Genomic DNA, 23821 nt, shown 5'->3' on the forward strand with positions numbered 1-23821 from the left:
TTTTCCTAGATTTAGTTAGGAAATAATCATGTCACATTTGAAGGTTATTGGTATGTGCGGTTAATTGAGCGCTTACGTATAGAGTAAGACTCTGTCAAAAAAGGTCGCTTTTATCATGACGATAAAACCTACCGCTATCAACGTTATTTAGTTGCTTAGCGATGAAGCTAATTTTAGTAGTGGTAACGACACGAAATTATCGTGATAGCGTGATCATCAACAGCATAAACAAGCCTATTTGTGTCATCAATACGACGCGACCAAAAGCCAGATAAGTTTTCCTTTAGTGGCTCTGGTTTACCTATGCCCTCAAATGGCGAACGTTTAACATCATTGATCAGCTTATTAATTCGCTTTAGTGTTTTCTTGTCTTGAGTTTGCCAGTACAAATAGTCATTCCAAGCATCGTCAGTCCAGGAAAGTAAACGCATGCGACTACTCATCAATTAACTCTCGTGCTGTTGTTTTACCAGCACGATACTGCGCTATGGAACGATTTAAATGCTCGGCATTTTCAGGCGAGCGAAGTAAATGAACTGTCTCCATAAGACTATTGTAATAGTCTAGAGACATAACCACTGCATCTTCCGAGTCACGGCGAGTTATTACGGTTGTGTCAGCATCATTAACGACACCGTCTAAAACGGCTTTGAGACTGTTTCTAGCTTCAGTAAAAGATACGATCTTCATATGAACCTCCACATGTACATTTAATTGCACAAGTATAGCCTTATACGTTTAAGTTGTACAGCTAATTGGACATGTGATATTGATAAGGCAACTAACGTTTTAGTCATTTATGCATTGCACTGTTTGCATCAGGCAAAAAATCATAGTTTATTTGAAGCGGTTGTGGTTCTTTCGTATAGGCTGGAATGTTTACCACTTCTACTTTAATCTTCTGTTTTGGTTGATATTTTCTCCCTGGAGAAGTACAAACAGCGTTTCTATATGTTGCAAAGCGACTTATCGATAACGTTTGCTCTATTGCTTCATGTGGCATTGAAAGTCCTAAGATCGATTAATATTGTCGATACCGTCAGTTTTGTACTAATATGACTCTGAGCACTTTGGATATTCCTGCTTCGGCAGCCCACCAAAGACATAATAAGATAAAGATAAAGATAAAGATTAAGCCTACGACTTCTGTTGTGGGTTTTTTCGTTTAAAGGGATCCAGCACCAGCTTTTCTGGCAACATGGCTTTGGCCGCTAAATGCGATAATTCATCCAAAGTAAACTCACTGAATTTTTTACTCCGACTAACCTTTAACGCAGACAGACATTCGATCGGCTTAGTTTACTCAACATTGGGTTGCAAATAACCATTATAAGTTTGTTGCGTAAGTTTACTAAAGGGTGATTTTTAATGCCTATCGTATTAAAATACTTATCAAAGTAAACTCGCTGATTTACACGAAACCAATATTAAGACGTTAAGTCACCTCAGATCGATTTAAGCCATAACAGAAATCGCATTGAAATCGACATCAGAGATATTACATTGTGGCTTACTTTCTTTGAGTGGATAGGCGATTAAACCGCCAACCACATTCAACAAAAACAACTAAACGATTGATTTCAAACCACTTTATCCGAATAGGTTGGACCTGTTTTACCGAGATACCAACCAAAAACTAATTAACCGATTTAAATCAACTTTTTACCACCACTCATACACCGGTGAGACTAAAAACCGCCAAAACGCCCTCCAATGAGACGCCATTATCTGAGGCTGTAGGATGAGGCATCTCACGTGGATGGCTTAAGCGTAAGTCAGATGGGAGCTGTTTTGTGCTCTGATAAGCACTCTGGTGTGGTTTATTAGGCAGGCAAATGAAGCACCTATTATGTATGAGTATGTATGAGTGTTATTTAAGCGAGACCAACAAGAAGCCAATTGCTAGTTAAGTAGTCGTCTAGATCTATCCTTTAAGCCATCAATAATCGTATCTCTTATATGCACTGGAAAATCTTGAGGTAACTGAGAGTTAACTTTAGTGATGACTGAGTCAACTGAATTGGCTATCTCATTCATGATGTCCGCCATAGTTGCAGGATCAAAACCTACGGCTTTTGCGGTTTGAATAAAGTGCCTTGGGAAGATCTGTCCTATTTGGTACTTCTTACCTCTTGTCGCTTTGAGCCCCATAGCCAGCTTTGCATCGCAAATATTTACCCCTTTACCGCCGAGCACAGGATACAAAGATAAAATATCGTAAAAAGAGGTTAGTCGATATCCGCCACCCGCCTCAATAAAAAGTGAGAAATTTTTAGCGTGACCATCGGTTGCCGCTAATAGCCAAAACAGCACCTGAGACTTCATGAAGTTAACTCGATCTTGCTCTGAATTGGTGGAGCCTAATAAAGACAACATAATCTGCTCAATATCGGGGCCGCCGTGGCTTTCATATTTTCTCGCTAGCGGAATGTTTAATGCTTGGCAAAAGTCCTCTTGGGGCAAACGCATAATCCATTTACCATCAGATGAGAGCCTACGGTCAAAGCGTTCCACAGCAAGCGCCTTAACATCACCCACCTTAATGATAGAGCATTGTGGTACATCTAAACCAAACTCCCTCACAATCATCATACATAAGTATTCGTTTTCAACGCTTTCAGACATATCAAGAGTATGTGAATGACTCGGTATCGAACCTATGGGCAGCTTAATGATGTGTGTTGTCGGGGTTGCTTTAATAGGAAGCCGCCACTGTCCATCTAGATTAAGTAAGGCGGTTTTTTCTTGGGCACCTGCAATCGATATTCGAAAGTCATCTTCATCGGTTAACATGCCTAATGGAATATCCGACTGATAACCCTTTAACACTCTTTCCAATTCTTTATCTGATAAGGGTTTAGACTCAATCTTTTTGATATCAAACGGCTGTTGATCATGTGGTACAAGTTGCAATGCACCGACACTGTCTTGGCCGACTTTAGCCAATAAATCGAACGCTTGGGTCGATTTAGCATTGTGGCGAGCAACAATTCTGTTTCTCACCTCTATATTATCTGGGAGTAGATTATCGAAGAAATTGTAAACCTCATCACCTTTATACGCTTGCTTACGCAGTGGCATAGACAAAGAGATGGGACGACTACTGGAGGTATCTAACCATTGCTGTTCATACTTAAACAGATGGGAGCCTGTGGTCGATTTAGTTAACTCTCCGACTAGGTAACCATTCATATAAACATCAAGGATAGCCATTACCACTCCTCCTTCCATTCTTGCTCAGTCGGTATAGCGTTATCATCTACAAGCTCACACCCTAACTCTGGATTTCTAACGTTAATATCTAGCTCAAGGTTTAATGCCGATAATATCTTAAACAGTGTTTCTATTTTAGTAGAGTCAGGGTTCTGCTCAAAACTAGAAACCGTATCCTGACGAATGCCGACCTTACTAGCCGCTTTACTTTGCGATAGCTTCATATTTAGCCGCGCATCTTTAAGATACGCGCTAAGCTGCTTTGAGTTCGTCACCTTCATAATCACTTTACCTATATAAACAGTTCCAATAACACTTTACACGCTATAGCAGGTAAATCGAGTTTTACACGCTATAACCGTTAAAATACTATTTACACGCTACAGCCGTTAAATATGTGATTACATACTAACGCGTGTTGCCATAAAAGAGACTGACTCAAAAAATATGAATGAATAAAAAAGAAATACTAAGGGGGAGTTTGCCCATAAGAATATCAGCTTACAGACCAATCAAAGTGGTACTAAAGTGGTGACTAAATGCATTTATCACAAAATAAAACACCAATAACACATTGAATTAAAGCTAAAATCAAAAGCTGCACCACATTCAGAGCCAGAGTATAGAACAGAAATTACTAACCTTTACAAAGGGTTACAAGCCTTCACTTACCGTCATGTAACTATCAAACAGGGTCATGACGGTAACTCCAAACCTTCTAGAACCTTTATTAAACGTCAGTTCCCTTCAATTTTAAAAATCGAAATACAAGTCATTTGGCGAGTCCCAACAAATAGTGACATCCAAAATAGTGACTAAACAAATTAAAGGAGAAAAATTGGAGGTAATAACACATAGCGGTAGTTGTTACATTATTGAGCATAATCCAAATCTTTTCGAATTAACACTCGCTGAATTTGCAGTGATGAGAACAGGAGCGTACTCGCCCCAGCGTATAATTGAGATGAGAGACATATTAAAGCAACTCAACAAAAATCAACATTGAAATAGATTGCCGCTGTGATGATTGTTTGTTAACTAGTCAAATAATCACCACTATCGGTTATTTATTGATGATACATTTCACGAGAGTAATATAATCACCTTTATCGGTGAATATATTTAAAAGTTACTGGAATCGTTCTATAATCACTGAAATCGGTGATTAATTTTTAGTAAGGTTCGATTGATGGCTAAGAAAGTAACAGCTTCGAAAATGCCTAGCTCTGCATTCATAGATAATGCAGAAGTTCTGGGCCAACTCATCAAAGCAAAAAGAACGGAACTCGGCCTAAAATTAGCAGACTGTGCCGCGCTATGCGGAATTGGTATTAATACTTTATCACGTATTGAAAACGGAAATTCAAACTGCACTTTATCAGCGGTATTTTCTATTTTAAACGGATTAGGTATTAAGCTAACCTCTAAAGAATTAACCCCTTTAGAAAAGATATCATCACCTCACGATGACTGGGTTTAGATATGACAAAAGCTTACACATACAGGCTAGACATCAAATACGCTGATCAAGTGATTGGAAATTTATCTTTAGATAACACTACCAACTTATTAAAACTTAGTTATTCACCGCAGTGGCAAAACGAAGGTTTTGCTATCTCACCCCATTTATCACTGGATAATCAACACTCACCAGAAGTCGCTTACAACTTTCTAGATAATGCCTTGCCTGAAGGTGAAGCAAGAAAGCTATTGGCTGAAAATCTGGGTATTTCAGAGAAAAATGTTTATTCACAAGTCCGTGCCATTGGAAATGACTTAGCAGGCGCTGTGACATTTTTACCGTCATTAGAAGAAGAACACAACCAGCCGTCTTTTAGAATACTTGAAGAAGAAGAGTTAATTACAAGACTCGACAATAAAGAAGAATTTGGCCTACTCATATGGGACGATAAGCCACGTCTCAGCGTGGCCGGAGTTCAAGATAAATTAAATGTTTTTATTGATGAGAAAGGCACTATTGGCTTTGGTGATGGCTCACTCTGTTCTACCCATATTTTAAAATTTGAAAAGAGAAACAGTCCTAATCTCGTCTTGAACGAATTCTTTTGTATGAAGCTCTCTAGTGCAGTTGGATTGCCAACTGCTGATGTTGAGTATAGACATTTTGGACCGCACCCATCGCTCATCGTAAAACGATTTGACCGCAAATATGTTGCCAACTCCAACAAAGTAATGAGACGTCATGTTATCGATGGCTGCCAAGCATTGAATTTACCAAGAGACTACAAATATGAGCGAAACTTGGGTGACGGAAGAGATGTTCAACATATTCGAGATGGAGCTAGCTTAGTAAAGCTATTTGAATTCACTGAACATATGTCTTCGCCAATTGAAAGTAAGCAATGGCTTATAAACTGGCAACTGTTTAATTTAATGATCAGCAACTACGACAGTCACGGCAAGAACGTTTCACTATTCTTTGATAGAAATAACGCACGATTCACTCCAGCTTATGATCTCGTCAATATCGCTTTGTTCCCTCAATTTAAACACATGTTGGCGATGGCTATGGGAGATGAGTTTGACCCCAATGATATTCACGCGTATCAACTGGCTGATTTCGCAGAAACATGTGGTATCGATAAGAAACTGTTATCTAGGTTATTGACTGAATTGGCAAATAAAGTGATAAAACAACTATCTACTGAATCGTTGATTGAAAGTCTGAAAACTCAATCTCATTTTTCTGCTAATGATATAAAGTATTTTCAGCAACTGAGTGACAACATACTTACAAGAACCGAGTATTTAAAAGCTCAAGCAGTTGAAATACCTTATATTGAAGTATAGAGACGTCCACTTAGTGGGATCGTGTTTTTACGATTTACTCAGTCCAATTAGTGGAATAGGTTTTTTTAGGGGGGATTACCAACGAACGTAGCCAACACTGCTGCGGATCCAATTAGGAAGGATATAACATGCAATTTATGATGCGACTCGCACCTATTACCTTTCCAATAGCCATTCTGGCAGGCCTTGGTTGGTGTATTGGCATTGCCTTACTCGAACAGCCACATGGCTTAGGCTATGCAATTACCCGATATTGCATGATGATATTTGTGGTACTCGCCCCTGGGCTTACGCTAAAGCTCACGTTCTTCGTGATTGTCAGCCTAGGACGCAAACAGGGGCTAATCGCGCTTGCACGCCCAACGTGTAGCCTGAGTTATGAAGAATCACTTTATTAGTTCAGAGTATTGGCCTTTTTCGATGGTAAACACAGCCGTATGCCAAAAAAGCCAATCAGGAGAAACTAGCCTACCCACCATTTGCTCACTTACTGTGGGTAGTTGGGACAATGGGGCAAAGCTTTATATCGCAAGCTTTAGAGGATGGATAGATGAAGCTCGAACGCCCCAAGGAATGGGGCAACCAGGGGCAATGATTGACAAAACAAGTCACTAAACATAATCTTCAACCCAATATGACCGACGCCTATGCATTTCTGTACGCGTCGGTTCTCATTTTAGCGTAGCGGTATGCTTCGTAAGTGTGTCTCGATTGCTTCAATCATCGACTTGGTAAGTGGTAAATGCGCTTTTTCTTTCGCCCATACCTCATGGAAGCCTGCTACGGTTTGCTTGGCGGTATCTAACACCAATTTTTCTGGCAGCATGGCCTTAGCGGCTAAGTGTGATAACTCATCCAACGTGAAATCGCTGAATTTTTTGCTACGGCTAACCTTGAGCGACGCACTATCATCTGGGATATAAGGAATGGTCGAGACAAAGTCATAAGCAGGTGCAATCGATGCGGTGCGCTTGTCTTTATAAATCACAGACCAATTTTTCAAATGCATATCGGCATTGCCAATTAACGTATTGAACACTAACCTGCGAGTAAATTCTGCGATGTCCTCGTCTTGACCTTCGATGCCGATAACCTGAGCAATATTCCGCATACTAGCTTTTTTGTATTTATCTTGAGGATAGACACCAAAAACTTGCGCAAAGTCCTCAATGTGCACAGCTTGACCATCTGCACGGTCAAAACGCTTGATCGCAAAAGCCTGAGCATTTTTAAAAGAGCTGCCATATTTGCCAATGCCTTCTGGAATATTGGCAATCTGGTCAATGGAAAGTAGCTGAGTCTCTGGCACCTCCATTCCCAACATTCGAGCCAATTCCATCATCGAATATTCATTTTCTGCCACAGCCTCAAATCGAGACGACGGCAATTTCACAATCCAAGAGCCACCGGTGCCCGTAGCAGGAATGGTCAAACCGCCGTTTACTTGTTGTACGGCTGAAAACTTCAACTGCACACCCGCCAATGAAAAGCGCATTGGAGCTTCAATTTTCGTTTCACCTTCAATGTCTTGATGCACATTAGGCGGCAGCGCTTCACCATCGGCCGGTTCAACCGTGATCGCGCCAGCTAAATCCTGCCCTAGCACCCACAATAGAAAAAATTCCCGCGCAGGGTTCACACCAGCACGCTCTGCCAGGTAATTACGCATGGTTTCTTCTGGCAAAAGATTAGAGAAAAATGGGGTTAACTTGGTTTGGGTAGGTTTGAAGTTGGTCAGCAAGCCACCTAGCGAATCTTTAAAGCCAAGCCCTAATACGGGCCGTGATTCGTCATTAATGTACGAATCCATAAAGGCAAATAGCGTTCTGTCATTGCCCACATTAGTGATCGTTGCGATGGGTTCACCATAGAGCAAAACGTTTAACGTAGAGACATTATTAGTCATCGTCGTCTTCCTCTAACTGGTATGCTGGCGACATTTGCTCACTTTCATCGCTAAGACCGTTATTATGAGTACCGTTACTACTTCGAATGATCGACTTGATGGCAGGAACAGACTTTTTAGGTGCGACAAATAACTCTAGGTCGAGTACACGGGCAAGTGCAATCAAACTGGACATTCTTAAATCAACGCCACCAGACTCGATTTTCGATATATGGCTTTGCGGTACACCCGAACGAGCGCTCAGCTCTCTCTGGCTAAACCCCTTACGTACCCGAGCGTCTCGAAGGCTTTCTAATATCTGCTCTGTTACATAGCTCATTTCAATACGTCTTAATGCATCACTAAAGAAAAATTATATATAAAAACATATCACCCTAACCAAAATAACACAAGAGTGATTAGTTATTGTATATCATAAGAGCTATTATGATGCGTAATTATAGATAAACTATAGCGCACTCACTTGCTGTAGGCAGATGGGACAATGGGCAGTAATTAGAGTCGCGAGTTTACAAAATACCTCGTTTTAAGAGCCGAGTCGTTGATCACATTCGCTCGGTGATATCCTGCTCCATCCAGGATGAGGTGCAGCTTGTGATTGAGTGGGTATTTATCTCTTAATTGCCCGAAAAATTGCACTATCGTTTCGCTATTGACAACAACACGAACAAATATCATCGTAATTGATTTTTGTTAAACAAAAAGTGCACATACAAAAACAGGTGACTGCTAAGCAAATCACCTGTTTTTATGTTTCATTTGTAGCAAGCTGTAATATAGCCTAGCCACGAACAGCTTTAGCGATATGCTCTGCTTGTGCTTTTGACATTTCGATGTCGGTAGACTCTACCATTACGCGGATGAGTAGTTCTGTGCCGGATTTGCGTAGTAGTACGCGGCCGTTTTCAGCGAGTACCGCTTCAGCTTCAATTACCGCTTGTTTTACGGCGTCAGAGGCGAGGATTTCATTGGCATTGTTAGCAATTAACCGAATATTGAGCAGCACCTGGGGTAATTTATTCATGCCCGATACTATCTCGGCCAATGATTGCCCAGATTGTAATACCGCTTGCAGCACTAATAACGACGCTACTACAGCATCGCCAGTGGATGCATGATCAAGATGTAAGATATGCCCAGAGCCTTCGCCGCCAATGCGCCATCCGGTGGCTTTTAATTGTTCAACCACATAACGGTCGCCAACTTTGGCGCGTTTAAACGGAATATCCAGTGCTTTTAAGGCAATCTCAAGGCCGAGGTTAGACATTAACGTGCCAACCACACCGCCGCTCATCGTGCCCTGCTGTTTGGCAGATTTGGCCAAAATATACAAAATTTGATCGCCGTCTACGATATGGCCATTGTGATCAACAAACATAACCCGATCAGCATCACCGTCCATCGCAATACCTAAATCGGCTTCATGTGCCATCACAGCGGTTTGCAAACTGTCTAAATGGGTCGCGCCGCAACGGTCATTAATGTTAACCCCATTAGGTTTATCATTAATGCTAATCACCTCAGCACCTAACTCACGGTACACATTGGGCGCAATATGATAAGCCGCACCATTAGCGCTATCGACCACAATTTTAAGCCCGGCTAAGGTTAAGTCTTTAGCAAACACCCCTTTACAAAACTCAATGTAACGGCCGGCTGCGTCATTAATACGCCGCACTTTACCCAAATCTTCAGACGCCACACACTGCATAGCATTATGATTAAGGGCTTGCTCTAATAGCGCTTCAATGGCGAGCTCCTGCTCATCATTTAGCTTAGTGCCATCATTGGAGAAAAACTTAATGCCGTTATCATAAAAAGGATTATGTGATGCACTAATCACTACACCCGCATCCGCTCTAAAGGTCGAGGCTAAATACGCCACCGCCGGGGTTGGCATAGGGCCAACCAGTGCCACGTTTACGCCCGCAGCAGACAAACCAGCCTGCATAGCCGATTCAAACATATAACCGCTACTACGAGTATCTTTACCAACCAACACTTCTTGGGTACCAGTAGACGCTAAAACCTTACCCGCCGCCCAGCCTAACTTCATAGCAAAATCAGGGGTGATCGGAAACGTCCCTACTTTCCCACGCACACCATCGGTGCCAAAATACTTACGAGACATAAAAACTCCAATATAAAAATTTAATCTAGTACCTAGGGCGGACTACGTCACTGCTAGGTTCTAGATTCTAGGAACTCGCAGGCTCGCCAGAGAGCGGACTGCGTCCTGCTAGGGTCTAGGAATAGAGTGCCTGCGGCTGCTAGAGTCAGACTTCGTCCTGCTAGAGTCGCTTCGCTATGCTGTTTTCTTTTATAGCCTCTAGCCGCGTAGCGTCCTAGCAGCGTAGCGTCCTAGCAGCGTAGCGTCCTAGCAGCGTAGCGTCCTAGCAGCGCAGCGTCCTAGGCTCTTGCTATAGATTGTATAGCCTCTAGCCGCGTAGCGTCCTAGCAGCGCAGCGCTCTAGGCTTTTAGGCTATAGCAAAAAACCAACTACAAAGAGTTGGTTTTGGTGTTAACAATAAATCAATGTTTACTGTTCAAGCAGCATTTTCTCAACGCTTTTTTTGAAATCAGCGCCTAGCTTTGCATCGCGCAGGCCATATTCAACAAAAGCATTCATATAGCCTAGTTTGTCACCGCAATCGTGCGACTTACCGGTCATATTAAAGGCTTCGACCGTATCTTGCTCAATCAACATATCAATGGCATCAGTTAACTGAATTTCATCTCCGGCTCCGGCAGGCGTTTTCGCCAGTAAACGCCAAATCTTTTCAGACAACACATAACGGCCCACTACGGCCAAATTAGATGGCGCTTCACCAACATCAGGTTTTTCAACCATGGCTTTAATTTTAGCAGAATCACCTGGGGCGATATCTACACCACCACAATCAGCAATCCCGTATTTATTCACATCTTCTTCAGGTACTGGGGCCACCATAATTTGGCTGGCAAATGTCGCTTGATAGCGCGCTATCATCGCAGCTAAGTTTTCAGTTTTTTGATTAGCGGTATATTCATCTAACACCACGTCGGGCAATACAACTGCAAATGCATTATTGCCAATACATGGGTAAGCACACAACACCGCGTGACCTAAGCCTTTGGCTTCACCTTGACGAACTTGCATAATTGTCACGTCTTTAGGACAAATCGCTTGCACTTCTTCAAGCAACTGACGTTTTACGCGCTTCTCTAAAGTGGATTCAAGCTCATATGATTTATCAAAGTGGTTTTCAATGGCATTTTTACTGGCATGAGTCACCAGCACAATCTCTTTGACGCCGGCAGCCACACACTCATTGACAATATATTGAATAAGCGGCTTATCAACCAATGGCAACATTTCTTTTGGGATCGCTTTAGTTGCTGGCAACATACGCGTACCGAGACCAGCAACAGGAATAACAACTTTCATAATAATACCTATTATCTACCCATACCAAATAAAACAACTTTAATCGTTTTAAGGAGAATTTTAAAGTCTAAAAGAGCGCTATGATGTTTAATATAATAAATATCATATTTATGTTTCCATATAGCGTCTTCAACAGATGCACCATATGGATAACTAACTTGTGCAAGGCCTGTAACTCCAGGTTTAACTGCGTGTCTGAATCTATAATAAGGAATTTCTTTTTCTAAATCCTCAATAAAAACCTCACGTTCAGGACGGGGCCCAACTATAGACATCTCTCCCTTAATAATGTTTATAATTTGTGGCAACTCATCGATACGAGTTTTTCTAATAAAATTACCAACCTTAGTTACTCGAACATCATTCTTGCTCGCCCACTGTGCCCCATCCTTCTCGGCATCAGAGCTCATAGAACGAAATTTATAAACATAAAACTCGATGTTATATTGACCAGTTCTTTTCTGTTTGAAAAAAATAGGTCCTGGGCTTTCTAACTTTATAAAGACCGCTGTTAATAAAAAAATAGGTAAAGTAATTAAACCCAATATAATTGACGAAAATATATCAATTATTCTCTTTGCACGTTGAGTTCTTTTAGTTGATAGAATTGAAAAGGCTTTTTGATGTAAAAAATAACCATTTTGTAATAACTTAACTTCTGTATAACCCAACCTTGAGTCAAGATAACTAACGAGAGGTTCAACCCAAGCCCCAAGTTCGGTTGCCTCAACAAGAAATTGTTGTTTTTCAAAACTAAGACTTGAACTTTCATAGTGACATATTACTTTACAGTCTAAATTGTTAATATCATAATCATTGACAACTATATCAAATGAATAATCATCGACAATTGACCCGATCTCTAACTCGCGCTTTTCAGGGCAATAAACATAAATAGTTTTCTGTTTAAGCGCTTGGGACTTAGATTTAAAACGGCTAATACGAACTTCACTAGCAATTTTGTTTTTAATGCTATTTTTGGGATATATTTTGTTTTGAGCAACCATAAAAGACTCGTAAAGTTGTGACTTAAAATGTCCAAACCAACAGCACATCTAACTATATTCTTAGATTATAAGCGCTAGGTATATTTATTGGCAATGAATTATATCATTCAATTCGCAGCATGTGCGTTCAGCGTAAAAGCGCTTAAATTAATGAAATATTATGATAAAATAATTAAGGTTGATTGTGCTACTGTAACAAAGAACTACACTGTAAAGCCATAGTTTAAAAAAACATAACTAAACGGATAGGCAATTCAATTAAACAACAGGTCCAATAGTTACTGTTATTAGATACAATAAGAACAACAATTTAGACTAGGATAAACAAAAAAATCGGAATATCAAAAAGTCAACATGATTTTTGAATAGGTAATTAGTCGTTTCCAAAAAGGTCGCGAGTATAAACTTTATCTTTAACATCGAGAATTTCATCGACCATACGGTTAGACACGATAACATCACAAATTAGTTTGAATTCATCAAGTGACTTAATTACTTTTGAATGAAAAAACTCGTCTTCTATTAAGGCTGGTTCATAAACTACAACGTCAATACCTTTAGCCTTAATTCGCTTCATAATTCCTTGTATACTGGATGCTCTAAAATTATCAGAGCCTGATTTCATAATTAAACGATAAATTCCAACACGATTTGGGTTGCGTTTTACGATCGATTCAGCGATGTAATCTTTTCGCGTTGTATTGGAATCAACAATTGCACCTATAATATTGTTAGGCACATCTGCATAATTTGCACGTAGTTGCTTAGTATCTTTGGGGAGGCAATAACCACCATAACCAAAAGATGGGTTATTGTAGTGAGAACCAATTCGAGGGTCTAAGCCTACCCCTTCAATAATTTGACGAGCATCTAAATCATGACTTTCAGCATAAGAATCCAGCTCGTTAAAAAAAGCAATCCGCAGCGCAAGGTAAGTATTAGAAAATAGCTTTACCGCCTCAGCTTCAGTCGACCCCGTAAACAATACATCGATATTTTCTTTTACTGCACCTTCAACTAATAAGTTACCAAATACTCTAGCTCGTTCACTTTTTTCGCCCACGACAATACGAGAAGGATGAAGGTTATCATATAAAGCCTTCCCTTCACGTAAAAACTCAGGTGAGAAGATTAAGTTATCACAATCAAACTCTCGTTTAATACGAGAAGTATAACCCACAGGAACTGTAGATTTAATTACCATTATAGCATTTGGATTAATTGCCATAACATCATGAATTACGGCTTCAACTGAAGATGTATCAAAATAATTAGTTATTGGATCATAATCAGTAGGGGTGGAAATAATTACATAGTCAGCATCTTTATAAGCTAATGTCTTATCTAATGTTGCTGTGAAATTCAATGACTTGTTAGCCAGGAAGTCTTCAATTTCTATATCTGAAATTGGTGACATCTTATTATTTAACAATTGAATTTTTGCTGCAACAATATCAACGGCGATCACTTCATTGTGTTGCGCTAGTAACATTGCATTTGAAAGACCTACATAACCTGTACCTGCAATAGCAATTTTCATAATCGAATAAATCCTAAAATAACGCATCCAAAAATGAATGTCGCATAATTATCAAAGCTTAAATTCAAATAAATTATCATAACTTGAATTGGTGTAAAAAACGGAATAGTCCTTGCAACAATATAGACGTAAGTCGTTACTGGTGATAACTTTAATTAATATTGGTTAACTAACGTTTACGTTATAATAATGAAATGTTCATTAAAATAAAAAATATCGATAAAAACGTCAAGCTGTCTATCAAAAATAATTGATAACCTTTTTACTGCTACTATAATAGCCTATAGCTCTAAAACGCTGATTAAATAACTTACATACATAATTTGGCAACAAAAAAGGAATATAAGATTACAACACTTAAACAAGTAAATATATCGCAAATTGATGTTCTAAGTTTACGACCTAATCTGTACATGAACTTATTTATGATTATTTTCCGAATAGTGAGTTATATATTAAAGTAACATATATTACTCCGGTAAAAGTGATTATGGTACGTTTGAGGAGAAATACATTTCATATAGGTAAACAGTTAAAAGATGAAGTATTGCCATAAAATAAAATTACGTTTACCTTAATGGAAAACGCATGATTTGCAAAGCTTTACATCATTTATGAAATTATATTATGGTATACCGCAAGATGCTTAATCCCTTGACTAAGATTAACTGTTGGCTCTCAGTTAAAATCACTTTTTAATCAACTACTTTAATTTTCTAAAAATATTCCATCCGACATAGTATGCAGATTTGATAAAAGATAGTTTTTCATGTTCATTAAACAGTTTAAAATTGTATATCAACAACCCAATTTTATTACTAGAAACTGAATTTTTACGAATTCTATACTTTGCAAGTACTCCTGGGACTCTATATGCGTAAGGCGTTGCTTTTAAAATTGAAAGCCACAATCCATAATCCTGCCTTTTTCGAATTAATGGCATATAATGCTTGTTAAGCATTACTTGATCATAGACCGCAGTTAAACATCCAATTTGATTTTCTTTTAAAAGAGAAAAATAATCCAACCTTTCCTGCGGAATAACAGTCATCTTTAGAATATTCCCATCTTCATCAATAGTTTCGTAAGCAGAATAACTAAAAGCAAGGTTGTTATTACTCATAAATGATATTTGTATTTGTAACTTATCGGCATTCCACAAATCATCCGTATCTAAAAATGCTATGTATTTACCGCTAGCATATTTAATCGCCTTGTTGCGGCTGACAGCTGGCCCTTCATTTTTATCATTCAAAAATAGTTTAATGCGATCATCATGTCTAATGAAATTAGTAATGATGTTAATACTATTGTCATTTGAGCAATCATCTACAATAATCAATTCCCAATTATTATAACTCTGTAAAATAACTGATCTAATTGTCTCAGAGATAAATCGTTCACAATTAAAAGACGGCATAATTATTGATACGATATGATGCATTTATAAAACCCTAAATAAAATTATAATTTAAACCTATTTTCGTTGAAAAAACACTTTTTTAAAATTTTTACAAATAAAAACTGCGAAGATGAAATAGCCAAATTTATCGCCAAAAATATATCGAAATGCAATTAAACGAGATATAATTTTATTTCTCGTATCTAAAGAACCACCAGAAGATTCCTTAGGATGCTTACAGATAGTTTTTCCAATATGGCGCCCAAGATTTCCATTTTTTAAAAAGTTAGAGAGATAAACAGGTTCATCACAACACGGATACTTGGCTCCCGCACCCAAGTCAAGTGGGAATTTGTAAGATCGAGTTTGTGAATTTAAACGTATAGCAATCTGAATTGTACCAACACCCAAAATACTTCTAAGATTATGATAGCCATGGCATAAAGGTGGTTTAAGCAGCTTTCCGTCATAATCTTCAACATTGAAAGTTAAAAAGTCACAGTTTTTAAAATCAGAAAAACTTTTCAAAAGCAAATCAAAAAAACTACTATCCAGAGTAACATCATCATCAGAAAATAAAGCTATCTCTCCTCTAGCATTTTTAATAGCAAGGTTTCGACTATATGCGACCCCAAAGTTTGAATCAAATATGATTTTTATGTCTTGACGATGAGTCCAAAAATTACTGTCAATATAGGATGCAAGGTCTTCTTCCTCCCCACCTTGGACGACAATTATATACTCAACATTTTGTTGTTGATCCCTGATGACATTAATAACGCCATCTAAACGGACGAAAAGACAAGATATTAAAACACTAATCAATTAAATTACTCTTTATTTTAGTAAATATATAATAACGAAAAAAAATTTTACAAGGTTAAATTCTAACAAAATTCGGGAACAAAATTTAGCTATGGTCCACATTTTTTTATTTTGCTTTCGACTGTAAAGTAAATATTCAGCCTCAGCAGCAGTTCTAACGTATGAACAGTATTTCGTTATTAAAGAAATTGAGCTTTGCTTCTGCGCCTCAGAATGAACTCTTGATACACTTGTATTCAATATTCTATAGTTGAAAGCGATTTCCTTTAAATTACCAAAGCGAAATCCAAGTTGTCGGCATCGAAGCCATAACTCATAGTCTTCACAATGCTTAAAATCAGAATTATAATACAAATTATCGCCTAGTACTTGTTTATCAAAAAGTACAGATGGATGACATAATGGCGAACCGAAATCCATTAAATATTTGATGAAACGATCACTGCTAGGTAGATTACGCACTCCAAGTTTAGAGCTGTCTTCATCAATAAACTGATATGAAGATCCAAGGATGGCTAGTTTTTTCAGCTGCATCTCTGCTAACTGTAATTGAAGGCGATCAGGCTCACAAATATCGTCTGCATCCATTCTTGCAATATAGCGATATTTAGCTAAACCTATAGCTTCGTTAAGCGTGTAAATAAGCCCTCTATTATTTCTTGATAGCAAGACTATACGCGAATCCTTCTGCTCAAATCTAGTTAATATTGGAAGACTGTTATCGGTAGATCCATCATCAATACAAATCAATTCAAATTTACTATGAGTTTGTTTTAATAAACTATTTATAGCTTCATCTAAATACAACTCTGCATTATAAACAGGTAAAATTAATGAAATGTACATTTTATAACCTTTTAGTAAATCTTTTATTGTAAGTCGATAACAATTTACAATTCAATTAAATAAACTTAATACTTTAAAATAACTTTCTGACCATGATATTTAATGAACAAGTTGAAGATAATAAAATAGTCGAAGAAGCTTAAAATAATATACTTTTATATGGAATAAAAGTATCTCCTGAGTGCACATAGCGAACAAACCAAAAAGTTACAAAACAACATAATACGATTATGAATAGGATTCGATCTCGCTGCTGCATTAAATATGAAAAATAGCTTATTAATATAATAAATGAAATATTAAATATGATTCCGAGTCTGTCCACGAAGACCATATAATTACTAAATAATAAAGTAATACAAAAAGCAATAACTGAAAAGTTGAAAAATATTATAAAGTAAGAATTTTTTATTTTTAAAGTTTTAAAGTACTTTATCGCAACACACAAGATAATTAACTTTTCAAAAAATGAAAATGACAATAACTTTGGGACTCCCCAAACGTCACTTAATACGTAACCTTTAATAGCAGCTGCTTTGCCGCCATCAATTGGCAGAAAGTTAACCAAATGCTCTAACCAACTTGTTTGACCTATTATTAAGCAAAAAATTATTAATAAAATAACTTTATATATGGAATACTCTTTATGAACAAAAAAATATAATGGGTAGAGAATTAGTGCACTCACATGAAAGAGTAATGCAATTGACAAAACTGATATGTATTTTATTATTTCCCTTGATGTTATATACTGGATAGAGAAAAAGAATAAAGCAACTGCCATCCCCTGTCTGACAAACATCATATCAAACTGTAAATACCCATAACGCATAAATAAAAGTAAACCTAACGCTAAGAAAGGAGTGTATATATTAATAGATGCAAAAATAAGTGTTATAGTGAATGCTGAACATATAAAGAAAACCCACCATAGCTCGCCGCCCATTGACTTTACGGCGACATTAAGAAGTATATACCCAGACTCCATTCTGTGCTCAACATTAAATATCTCTGATGGTGAGGATGATATGGCGTTGAAGGCTTTTAAGTATTCCCCCCAGTCATTACCAGTTTCATGCCGAGTGCCAGCAAAGATGATTAAAGCGATAATAACTGGAGTAAACAACAAAGGAGAAGTTTTAGATACAGTAGAAAAAATAGCGAATAAGCAAACAAAAGTTATTAATAGAAAGTATTCCACGCGACTTACCCTATAAACATTAAATTTTATCGTCAATCAGAATTACAGCATTTCCAATTATGATTGCTCTAAAATCAGATTGGCAGAGCGTTCCATTAATTAATTAATTATCGTGGACTATTTTAATGAAAATCAACTACTAGTACAAATCGATATATTAAATCATAACTGTATTAAACTACTGGATATGCAATTATTAAAACTACTTTTCTGATAATATTACTTTATTGATTAGTTTAAAGCCGCACCAAAGTAAAGTTATATTTTTTCATTACGCCTTTAACTACACTTGATATTTTTTGGCTTATAAAAAAATTAGAAACCTAAGTAGACTTTAGATATAGGTTGACTAAACGGCATTAAAAACTGAACTAACGGCTTAGACTTTTAATACTTTATTTTTAAAAAACACTAAGTAACTTATAAAAATAAAATATAAACCGAATAAGAAAACCAAAAGACACGATAATATAATATTTTTTTCTGAATCAAAGGCTAAAAAACAAATGAAAGGTAAAGACAAAAAAGATGCTTTTACCCAACCTATTATTGGTAGTTTTATAGCTAGCAGTTTTTTCATATTTATAAACAAAGTAATAGTTATCAACAAATAAGAAAAAGCAAGGTATAAGGGTATAATCCAGAGTGAATCACCAACATCGCTAAAATATAAAGCTACTACGAGAGAAAACACACCAATAAAGTAGGGTAGTATAGTAGATTTTGTTTTTAATTCTGATAACGAAACTAGATTTATTACATTTGAAGTTACTCTGAAAAACTCAATTAAAGCTCCTATAGCTACATAAATGTATACATCAGAGTACTTATCGCTTACCAATATTTTTAATAAAAATGGGGAGGAAAAAACAACATAGAATACTAAAAATAAATATATAGGTAATACAGAATTCGCTAAACGGTTCCATTCCTCAGCTCTTTCAAGCTTTGATACTGTGATAATCCGTTTTAAGTAGTCAGGCATAAAATACGGAGTAATTATCCCTTCTATTGCATAGAATATAGAAGACGCGATAGCTAAACCAACAGCAATATAGGCCAACGCATCAACAGTGTATTTAGTTTCGACAATTATTCGATATGAACTGTTTTGACCCCATTGTAGAAGTAAGGCGATGGTAAGTGGAAATATGTACACTATGACTTTCCGTAATTCTGTGTAGTTAATCTTCTCCTTTAATTTATAATAATTAACCTTATCCTCAGCAAAGTTTTTTTTGCATACAGGTAAAAAAAATAAAATCTGAGAAAAAGCAACTCCGTATAACCAAGCTATACCTGTAGCACTGAATAATTTAATAAAGAAAACAGACGATAACAATCCTAGAATTAAAATGTACAATGTATATTTTACAAAATAAATTCTATATCCCAGTATATTATTACTGTCTAGTAATACTTTTACGCTTCCAGCCAAAAAAGAAATAAAAACAAATAACGAAAAAGTGCTTACTGAATAGTATGTACTATAATCAAATAAATGGTAAAGTACATTAGAAATCAACATAGTCAATACTCCACCAAATACAATACAGCAAAAAAGAACTGCGGTTGCAGATGACAAATTACCCGAAGATTTCCAAAGTATAACATGGCGTCCATAATATTGGCTAACAGGACTTAGCAATGTGAAATTCAAAAATGTTAATAATGTAAGGAGTAAGTAATAATTACCAAGCTCTTCAGGCATCAGGTAAGTAGTTAATAATCTAATAGCTAATAAAGAAATAATAACTTGTAATACTTTACCTATTACTAGAACAACAAGATCTTTATTAATTTTTTTTATATTAAGAATTTCCACAATAGTTACAGTCTAATCCAGCTTTTAGGTATAATATCCTTAGAATCCATGTCAGTATTTTTAAACCATAACTCAGGCGATACTACCACCTTATTGTCACTAGGATTTAACCAAGCGCTCCACCAACTGAACGTGCTATTGGATATGATATGGTGATCGCATTGTGACATTAAAAACATATCAATCTCAGGTGAGTTGGAGTTACCGTCAACAAAAATCATTTTATATTTAAAATTAAGATTATTTCGGCACCAAGCTATATCATCAGAAAAAATATACAATATTGAATCATTTCCAATTACACCTTCATTTTCTAAATAACTTATTGACTTTTCAAAAAACTCATTATTACAAACACCATGAGTTTTATTGGCATTATCACTATATAAGTAGTCACCACGCCTTATATGAAGGGAAACACTTTTTGACGCCTTAATTTCATTACAAATATTCATTTCAGCCGAACTTAAAGGTTCGATTAAAGTAAGCTCTTGTAATAATTGCTCTCGAATATCTGCAAAATACATTTCAGATTGAAAATACCCAAATAGTTTTGTGTTATCCTTAACTTTGAAAATGTTATTATCAAACAATATGTCATTCTCTATATAGTATTTATTAAAAAAAATAAAAGTAAACTTTTTAAATATTTTAAATGAAAATGCCTTTAATACAAATTTTTCAACTAGTGATTTTTCCTTATAAAAATCTGCATTGCAATTAAATTTATCAAGCAAAAATGGATGGAGATCATAACTTTCATACGCACTAATATCTAAAGAAACTTTGACACCCAGCTTTGTAGCTAAAGCTCTTGCTGCGGCGTATTGAAATAATTGATTCCCTAATCCACCAATAATTTTTATTTTTATCATTTCTAACCTTAGAATCAACCAACTAAATTGTTATCGGGCGTTCATGAATATTTAGAATTTTACTTTAATTTATGATATGAATTTTTAATAAAATCTATAAAGAATCGCTTGTTTAAATATAACGATTTAAAGCTCATAAAATTAGTTACATTTTTTTTAGCTACGATAAACGCTTCTTTTCTCTGCTGAACAGAAAGAACACTAGATATATTATTATGAGCTATATTAACTGAAGATGGTTCTCTTACATGCAAAAAATGATTGTATTTATCTAATACACGGAAATATAACTCATAATCCATACTGTATTTATTACTAGTACAATAACTATAATCTTTTAGTACTTCAGCATTAAAATAAATATTTTGCAACCCAACAATAGTTCCATATTTTAGTAAGTTATATTTTGTAAAACTCAAATCGGGACAAGATCTATAATTAGTTAAATTATTTTTATAATCGTGTGTATAAGAATCAAAATAAACTGCATCAAAACCGACTAATGCATAATTATCAGCAACAATTTCCAATGTATTTTTGAGTAAAAGATCGTCACTACCAAGATAGCCAATTATGTCACCCGATGCACTTTTAATACCCATATTAATTGCATCAGATATCCCTTTATCACTCTCTTTAATCCAAGTGATACATTCATTGTCGTGAAGATAACTAGAAATAATTGAATGGGAGGAATCACTTGATTTACCATCAACAATAATCAGTTCTTTATTGTCCCAAGTAGAATTAAGAAAAGCTTTAATGGCGCGATCTAAAAACAACTCTCCATTATAATTTGGCATTATAATAGAAATCTTATATTTACTCATACAGAATCCCTAAATTCATTTTGAACTAATATTTTTGCTAATAATCGTATTTGATTTTCTATATCATTTTGATGATTACCAACAAAAAGACCATGTTTATCTAGATATTCTGCAGCCTCAAAAGTGCCTGAGATTTCATAATCAAAGTACTCAAGCACTTCAGTATTTTTCAAGAAATTACCAGTCACAATAGGTCGGCATTCAATACCATTATCAGTGAGCAATTTAACTAGATCGGACCGTTTATATGGCGCCTTTTCGTTTAATATTAAAGAAAAACCAAACCAACTACTTGAACCTGTTTCTTTCTGAATATCAATAAATGGATGATTCGAAAATAATTCTTGAAATAATTTAGCATTCTTACGACGCATATCGATAAAACTAGGTAGTTTTTTAAGTTGTTCGATACCGAGTGCACCACTCATTTCTAATGGACGAACATTGTAACCAGGTAAAACAAACTTAAATGACTCTTCAAAATTGTCATCGCTTTTTTCACCAGTTACTTTGTTGAACTTTGGTAAGTTACGAGTCCAACCATGCGCACGGATACAAAGTAGGATGTGATAAAGCTCCTCATCGTCTGTAACCACGCATCCACCTTCCATAGTTGCGATATGGTGAGAGAAAAATGAGCTATAAGTGCCCATGATTCCAAAGGTACCCGCTTGTTTACCATCAATAGTCGCACCCATCGATTCACAGTTGTCTTCTAATATGAATATATTACGGCCAGCAATAATTTCATTCATACGGTTATAGTCATTAGGGTTGCCTAATAGATTAACCGATAGAATTGCTTTGGTATTGTCTGTAATTGCCGCTTCAAGCTTATCTAAATCCATATTTAAGGTATTACGGTCAATATCAACAAACTTTACTTTTAAACCGTATTGCTGAAGAGGAAAATACGTTGTAGACCATGAAACAGCAGGTACGATTATTTCATCGCCTCGCTTAAGCTTTAATGATTCATTTTTAGTAAAAAATAAAGCCGCTATCATTAGTAAGTTCGCTGTTGAACCAGAACTCACCATTAAAGCATATTTTGAACCAAAGAATTTAGCAAAATCTTGTTCATACTGGGCAACTTCTTTCCCCATAGAAAACATATCTGATTCTATTACTCGTTGGATTGCTGAGTATTCTTTTTCGTTCCAGGTACTACTCGCTAACGAATAATTAGTCATTACAATATTCTCCTAAATAAAAATCATATGTTTTTTTAATGCCCACTTTTAAGCTCGTTTTATGGCTCCAGCCAAATTCAGTGAGTTTTTTATCATCAATAAGTTTTTGTTTCATCCCAACAGGCTTACTTAAATCATGCTTAAATGTACCGCGATAACCAACAACACTTGCAATTGCTTGGTAAAACTCATTGATTGTATTATCTGTGCCTAATCCAACATTTAAATTTTGTGGCATTGATTCAAAATTAGCTATAGCATAAAAAATGAACTCGGCTAAATCTTCTGCATACATGAATTCACGCCGTGCTTCACCATCTCCCCATATATCGATTTCAGATAGCCCAGCTTTCACGGCATCATCTATTTTTCGTATAACAGCTGGGATCATGTGAGAGTGATTTGGATCGAACTTATCGAAACGACCATAAAGATTACAAGGAATAATCGTTTTATACTTTCGTTGAGGATTTTCGGCGCTGATATATTCACATAAACGTGTGCTCGTCACTTTGGCTAATGCATAACCTTCATTTGTCGGCTCCAGTTCACCTTTCAAAATCAAATGTTCAGATAACGGATTAATAGCATTTCGAGGATACATACATGAGCTGCTTAAATTCAAGAAATTAACCACATCATTATCATTTGATGCAGTTAATATGTTTAAGCCTATTCTCATATTATCTACAAGAAACTTAACTGGTTGAGCCATATTTGCTTGAATACCGCCAACAATCCCTGCTGCATGTATAACCATGTCTGGTTTATGTTCAGATATATACTGATTGACGGCACTTTCATCCAGTAAATTAAGTTCAGAACTTCCTGGGGTCAAAAATTCATGGTTATGCTTTATTGCCGCTTCAAGAATATTTTTGCCAACCATACCATTGGCACCGGTTAATAATATTTTCAT

The 23821-nt window shown here is 36.3% G+C and carries 23 protein-coding genes and 2 pseudogenes; 3 read left to right on the plus strand and 22 right to left on the minus strand.

From position 1 onward, the window contains the following. Window positions 1-173: 173 nt before the first annotated feature. The 6 genes and pseudogenes from AAEY93_RS18110 to AAEY93_RS18135 all read right to left on the minus strand — a co-directional run bounded on the left by AAEY93_RS18110 (window position 174) and on the right by AAEY93_RS18135 (window position 3494). The gene (locus tag AAEY93_RS18110; protein ID WP_192115891.1) at window positions 174-443 is read right to left on the minus strand and encodes a Txe/YoeB family addiction module toxin; all 270 of its coding nucleotides are present in this window, start codon (window positions 441-443) and stop codon (window positions 174-176) included. After that, window positions 436-690, minus strand: a complete 255-nt coding sequence (locus AAEY93_RS18115; protein WP_124013263.1) for a type II toxin-antitoxin system Phd/YefM family antitoxin — start codon at window positions 688-690, stop codon at window positions 436-438. The genes AAEY93_RS18110 and AAEY93_RS18115 overlap by 8 nt, the downstream gene beginning before the upstream one ends. 103 nt (window positions 691-793) lie before the next feature. Then, window positions 794-1003, minus strand: a complete 210-nt coding sequence (locus AAEY93_RS18120) for a hypothetical protein (protein ID WP_351078829.1) — start codon at window positions 1001-1003, stop codon at window positions 794-796. A 452-nt stretch (window positions 1004-1455) separates the two neighbouring features. Then, window positions 1456-1563: pseudogene (locus tag AAEY93_RS18125) on the minus strand (IS982 family transposase); the annotation flags it as partial. 339 nt (window positions 1564-1902) lie between these two features. Then, the gene (locus AAEY93_RS18130) at window positions 1903-3213 is read right to left on the minus strand and encodes a type II toxin-antitoxin system HipA family toxin (RefSeq protein ID WP_351078832.1); all 1311 of its coding nucleotides are present in this window, start codon (window positions 3211-3213) and stop codon (window positions 1903-1905) included. After that, window positions 3213-3494: a helix-turn-helix domain-containing protein gene (locus AAEY93_RS18135; protein ID WP_351078835.1), complete on the minus strand. Its 282-nt coding sequence runs from the start codon at window positions 3492-3494 to the stop codon at window positions 3213-3215. The genes AAEY93_RS18130 and AAEY93_RS18135 overlap by 1 nt, the downstream gene beginning before the upstream one ends. A gap of 908 nt (window positions 3495-4402) precedes the next feature. Here AAEY93_RS18135 and AAEY93_RS18140 point away from each other — a divergent pair. The 3 genes from AAEY93_RS18140 (at window position 4403) to AAEY93_RS18150 (ending at window position 6422) form a co-directional block, all read left to right on the plus strand. Next, the gene (locus AAEY93_RS18140; RefSeq protein ID WP_124013258.1) at window positions 4403-4693 is read left to right on the plus strand and encodes a helix-turn-helix domain-containing protein; all 291 of its coding nucleotides are present in this window, start codon (window positions 4403-4405) and stop codon (window positions 4691-4693) included. Window positions 4694-4695: 2 nt separating this feature from the next. Beyond that, on the plus strand, window positions 4696-6024 hold the full coding sequence (locus AAEY93_RS18145; RefSeq protein ID WP_351078838.1) for a HipA domain-containing protein: 1329 nt from the start codon (window positions 4696-4698) through the stop codon (window positions 6022-6024). Window positions 6025-6152: 128 nt separating this feature from the next. Beyond that, the gene (locus tag AAEY93_RS18150; protein WP_244212476.1) at window positions 6153-6422 is read left to right on the plus strand and encodes a hypothetical protein; all 270 of its coding nucleotides are present in this window, start codon (window positions 6153-6155) and stop codon (window positions 6420-6422) included. A 278-nt stretch (window positions 6423-6700) separates the two neighbouring features. Here the strand turns inward: AAEY93_RS18150 and AAEY93_RS18155 are convergent, their stop codons facing one another. From AAEY93_RS18155 to AAEY93_RS18230, 16 genes and pseudogenes are all read right to left on the minus strand, one after another. Then, window positions 6701-7930 (minus strand): type II toxin-antitoxin system HipA family toxin, encoded by a 1230-nt coding sequence (locus AAEY93_RS18155; RefSeq protein WP_351078841.1) that lies wholly within the window; start codon window positions 7928-7930, stop codon window positions 6701-6703. Further along, window positions 7923-8249, minus strand: coding sequence for a helix-turn-helix domain-containing protein (locus tag AAEY93_RS18160; RefSeq protein WP_124013248.1), 327 nt, complete (start codon window positions 8247-8249; stop codon window positions 7923-7925). Before AAEY93_RS18160 ends, AAEY93_RS18155 begins: the two co-directional genes overlap by 8 nt. 209 nt (window positions 8250-8458) lie before the next feature. Then, window positions 8459-8614 (minus strand): annotated as a pseudogene (locus tag AAEY93_RS18165) (hypothetical protein); the annotation flags it as partial. A gap of 97 nt (window positions 8615-8711) precedes the next feature. Further along, a complete protein-coding gene (gene glmM, locus AAEY93_RS18170) occupies window positions 8712-10061 on the minus strand; it encodes a phosphoglucosamine mutase (RefSeq protein WP_351078844.1) in 1350 nt (449 codons plus the stop codon). Between the two features lie 409 nt (window positions 10062-10470). Beyond that, the gene (gene galU, locus AAEY93_RS18175) at window positions 10471-11358 is read right to left on the minus strand and encodes a UTP--glucose-1-phosphate uridylyltransferase GalU (RefSeq protein WP_351078847.1); all 888 of its coding nucleotides are present in this window, start codon (window positions 11356-11358) and stop codon (window positions 10471-10473) included. Between the two features lie 11 nt (window positions 11359-11369). After that, window positions 11370-12365, minus strand: coding sequence for an exopolysaccharide biosynthesis polyprenyl glycosylphosphotransferase (locus AAEY93_RS18180; RefSeq protein WP_351078850.1), 996 nt, complete (start codon window positions 12363-12365; stop codon window positions 11370-11372). A 373-nt stretch (window positions 12366-12738) separates the two neighbouring features. Further along, window positions 12739-13905, minus strand: a complete 1167-nt coding sequence (locus AAEY93_RS18185; protein WP_351078853.1) for a nucleotide sugar dehydrogenase — start codon at window positions 13903-13905, stop codon at window positions 12739-12741. Window positions 13906-14608: 703 nt separating this feature from the next. Further along, on the minus strand, window positions 14609-15349 hold the full coding sequence (locus tag AAEY93_RS18190; RefSeq protein WP_351078856.1) for a glycosyltransferase family 2 protein: 741 nt from the start codon (window positions 15347-15349) through the stop codon (window positions 14609-14611). 33 nt (window positions 15350-15382) lie between these two features. Beyond that, a complete protein-coding gene (locus AAEY93_RS18195; protein ID WP_351078859.1) occupies window positions 15383-16132 on the minus strand; it encodes a glycosyltransferase family A protein in 750 nt (249 codons plus the stop codon). Between the two features lie 12 nt (window positions 16133-16144). After that, entirely contained in the window at window positions 16145-16978 is an 834-nt protein-coding gene (locus AAEY93_RS18200) for a glycosyltransferase family 2 protein (RefSeq protein WP_351078862.1), read from the minus strand. Between the two features lie 139 nt (window positions 16979-17117). Next, the gene (locus AAEY93_RS18205) at window positions 17118-18179 is read right to left on the minus strand and encodes an EpsG family protein (RefSeq protein ID WP_351078865.1); all 1062 of its coding nucleotides are present in this window, start codon (window positions 18177-18179) and stop codon (window positions 17118-17120) included. A gap of 379 nt (window positions 18180-18558) precedes the next feature. Continuing rightward, a complete protein-coding gene (locus AAEY93_RS18210) occupies window positions 18559-20004 on the minus strand; it encodes a polysaccharide biosynthesis protein (protein WP_351078868.1) in 1446 nt (481 codons plus the stop codon). 5 nt (window positions 20005-20009) lie between these two features. After that, window positions 20010-20879: an alpha-1,2-fucosyltransferase gene (locus AAEY93_RS18215; protein WP_351078871.1), complete on the minus strand. Its 870-nt coding sequence runs from the start codon at window positions 20877-20879 to the stop codon at window positions 20010-20012. Between the two features lie 59 nt (window positions 20880-20938). After that, window positions 20939-21709 carry a glycosyltransferase gene (locus AAEY93_RS18220; protein ID WP_351078874.1) on the minus strand — a complete coding sequence of 257 codons (771 nt, stop codon included), beginning with the start codon at window positions 21707-21709 and terminating at the stop codon, window positions 20939-20941. Continuing rightward, window positions 21706-22902 (minus strand): DegT/DnrJ/EryC1/StrS family aminotransferase, encoded by a 1197-nt coding sequence (locus AAEY93_RS18225; protein WP_351078877.1) that lies wholly within the window; start codon window positions 22900-22902, stop codon window positions 21706-21708. The genes AAEY93_RS18220 and AAEY93_RS18225 overlap by 4 nt, the downstream gene beginning before the upstream one ends. Further along, window positions 22895-23821 (minus strand): GDP-L-fucose synthase family protein, encoded by a 927-nt coding sequence (locus AAEY93_RS18230; RefSeq protein ID WP_351078880.1) that lies wholly within the window; start codon window positions 23819-23821, stop codon window positions 22895-22897. The genes AAEY93_RS18225 and AAEY93_RS18230 overlap by 8 nt, the downstream gene beginning before the upstream one ends.

The sequence above is a fragment of the Shewanella sp. CAL98-MNA-CIBAN-0140 genome, assembly GCF_040309905.1.
In the GTDB taxonomy this organism is placed as follows: domain Bacteria; phylum Pseudomonadota; class Gammaproteobacteria; order Enterobacterales; family Shewanellaceae; genus Shewanella; species Shewanella psychromarinicola.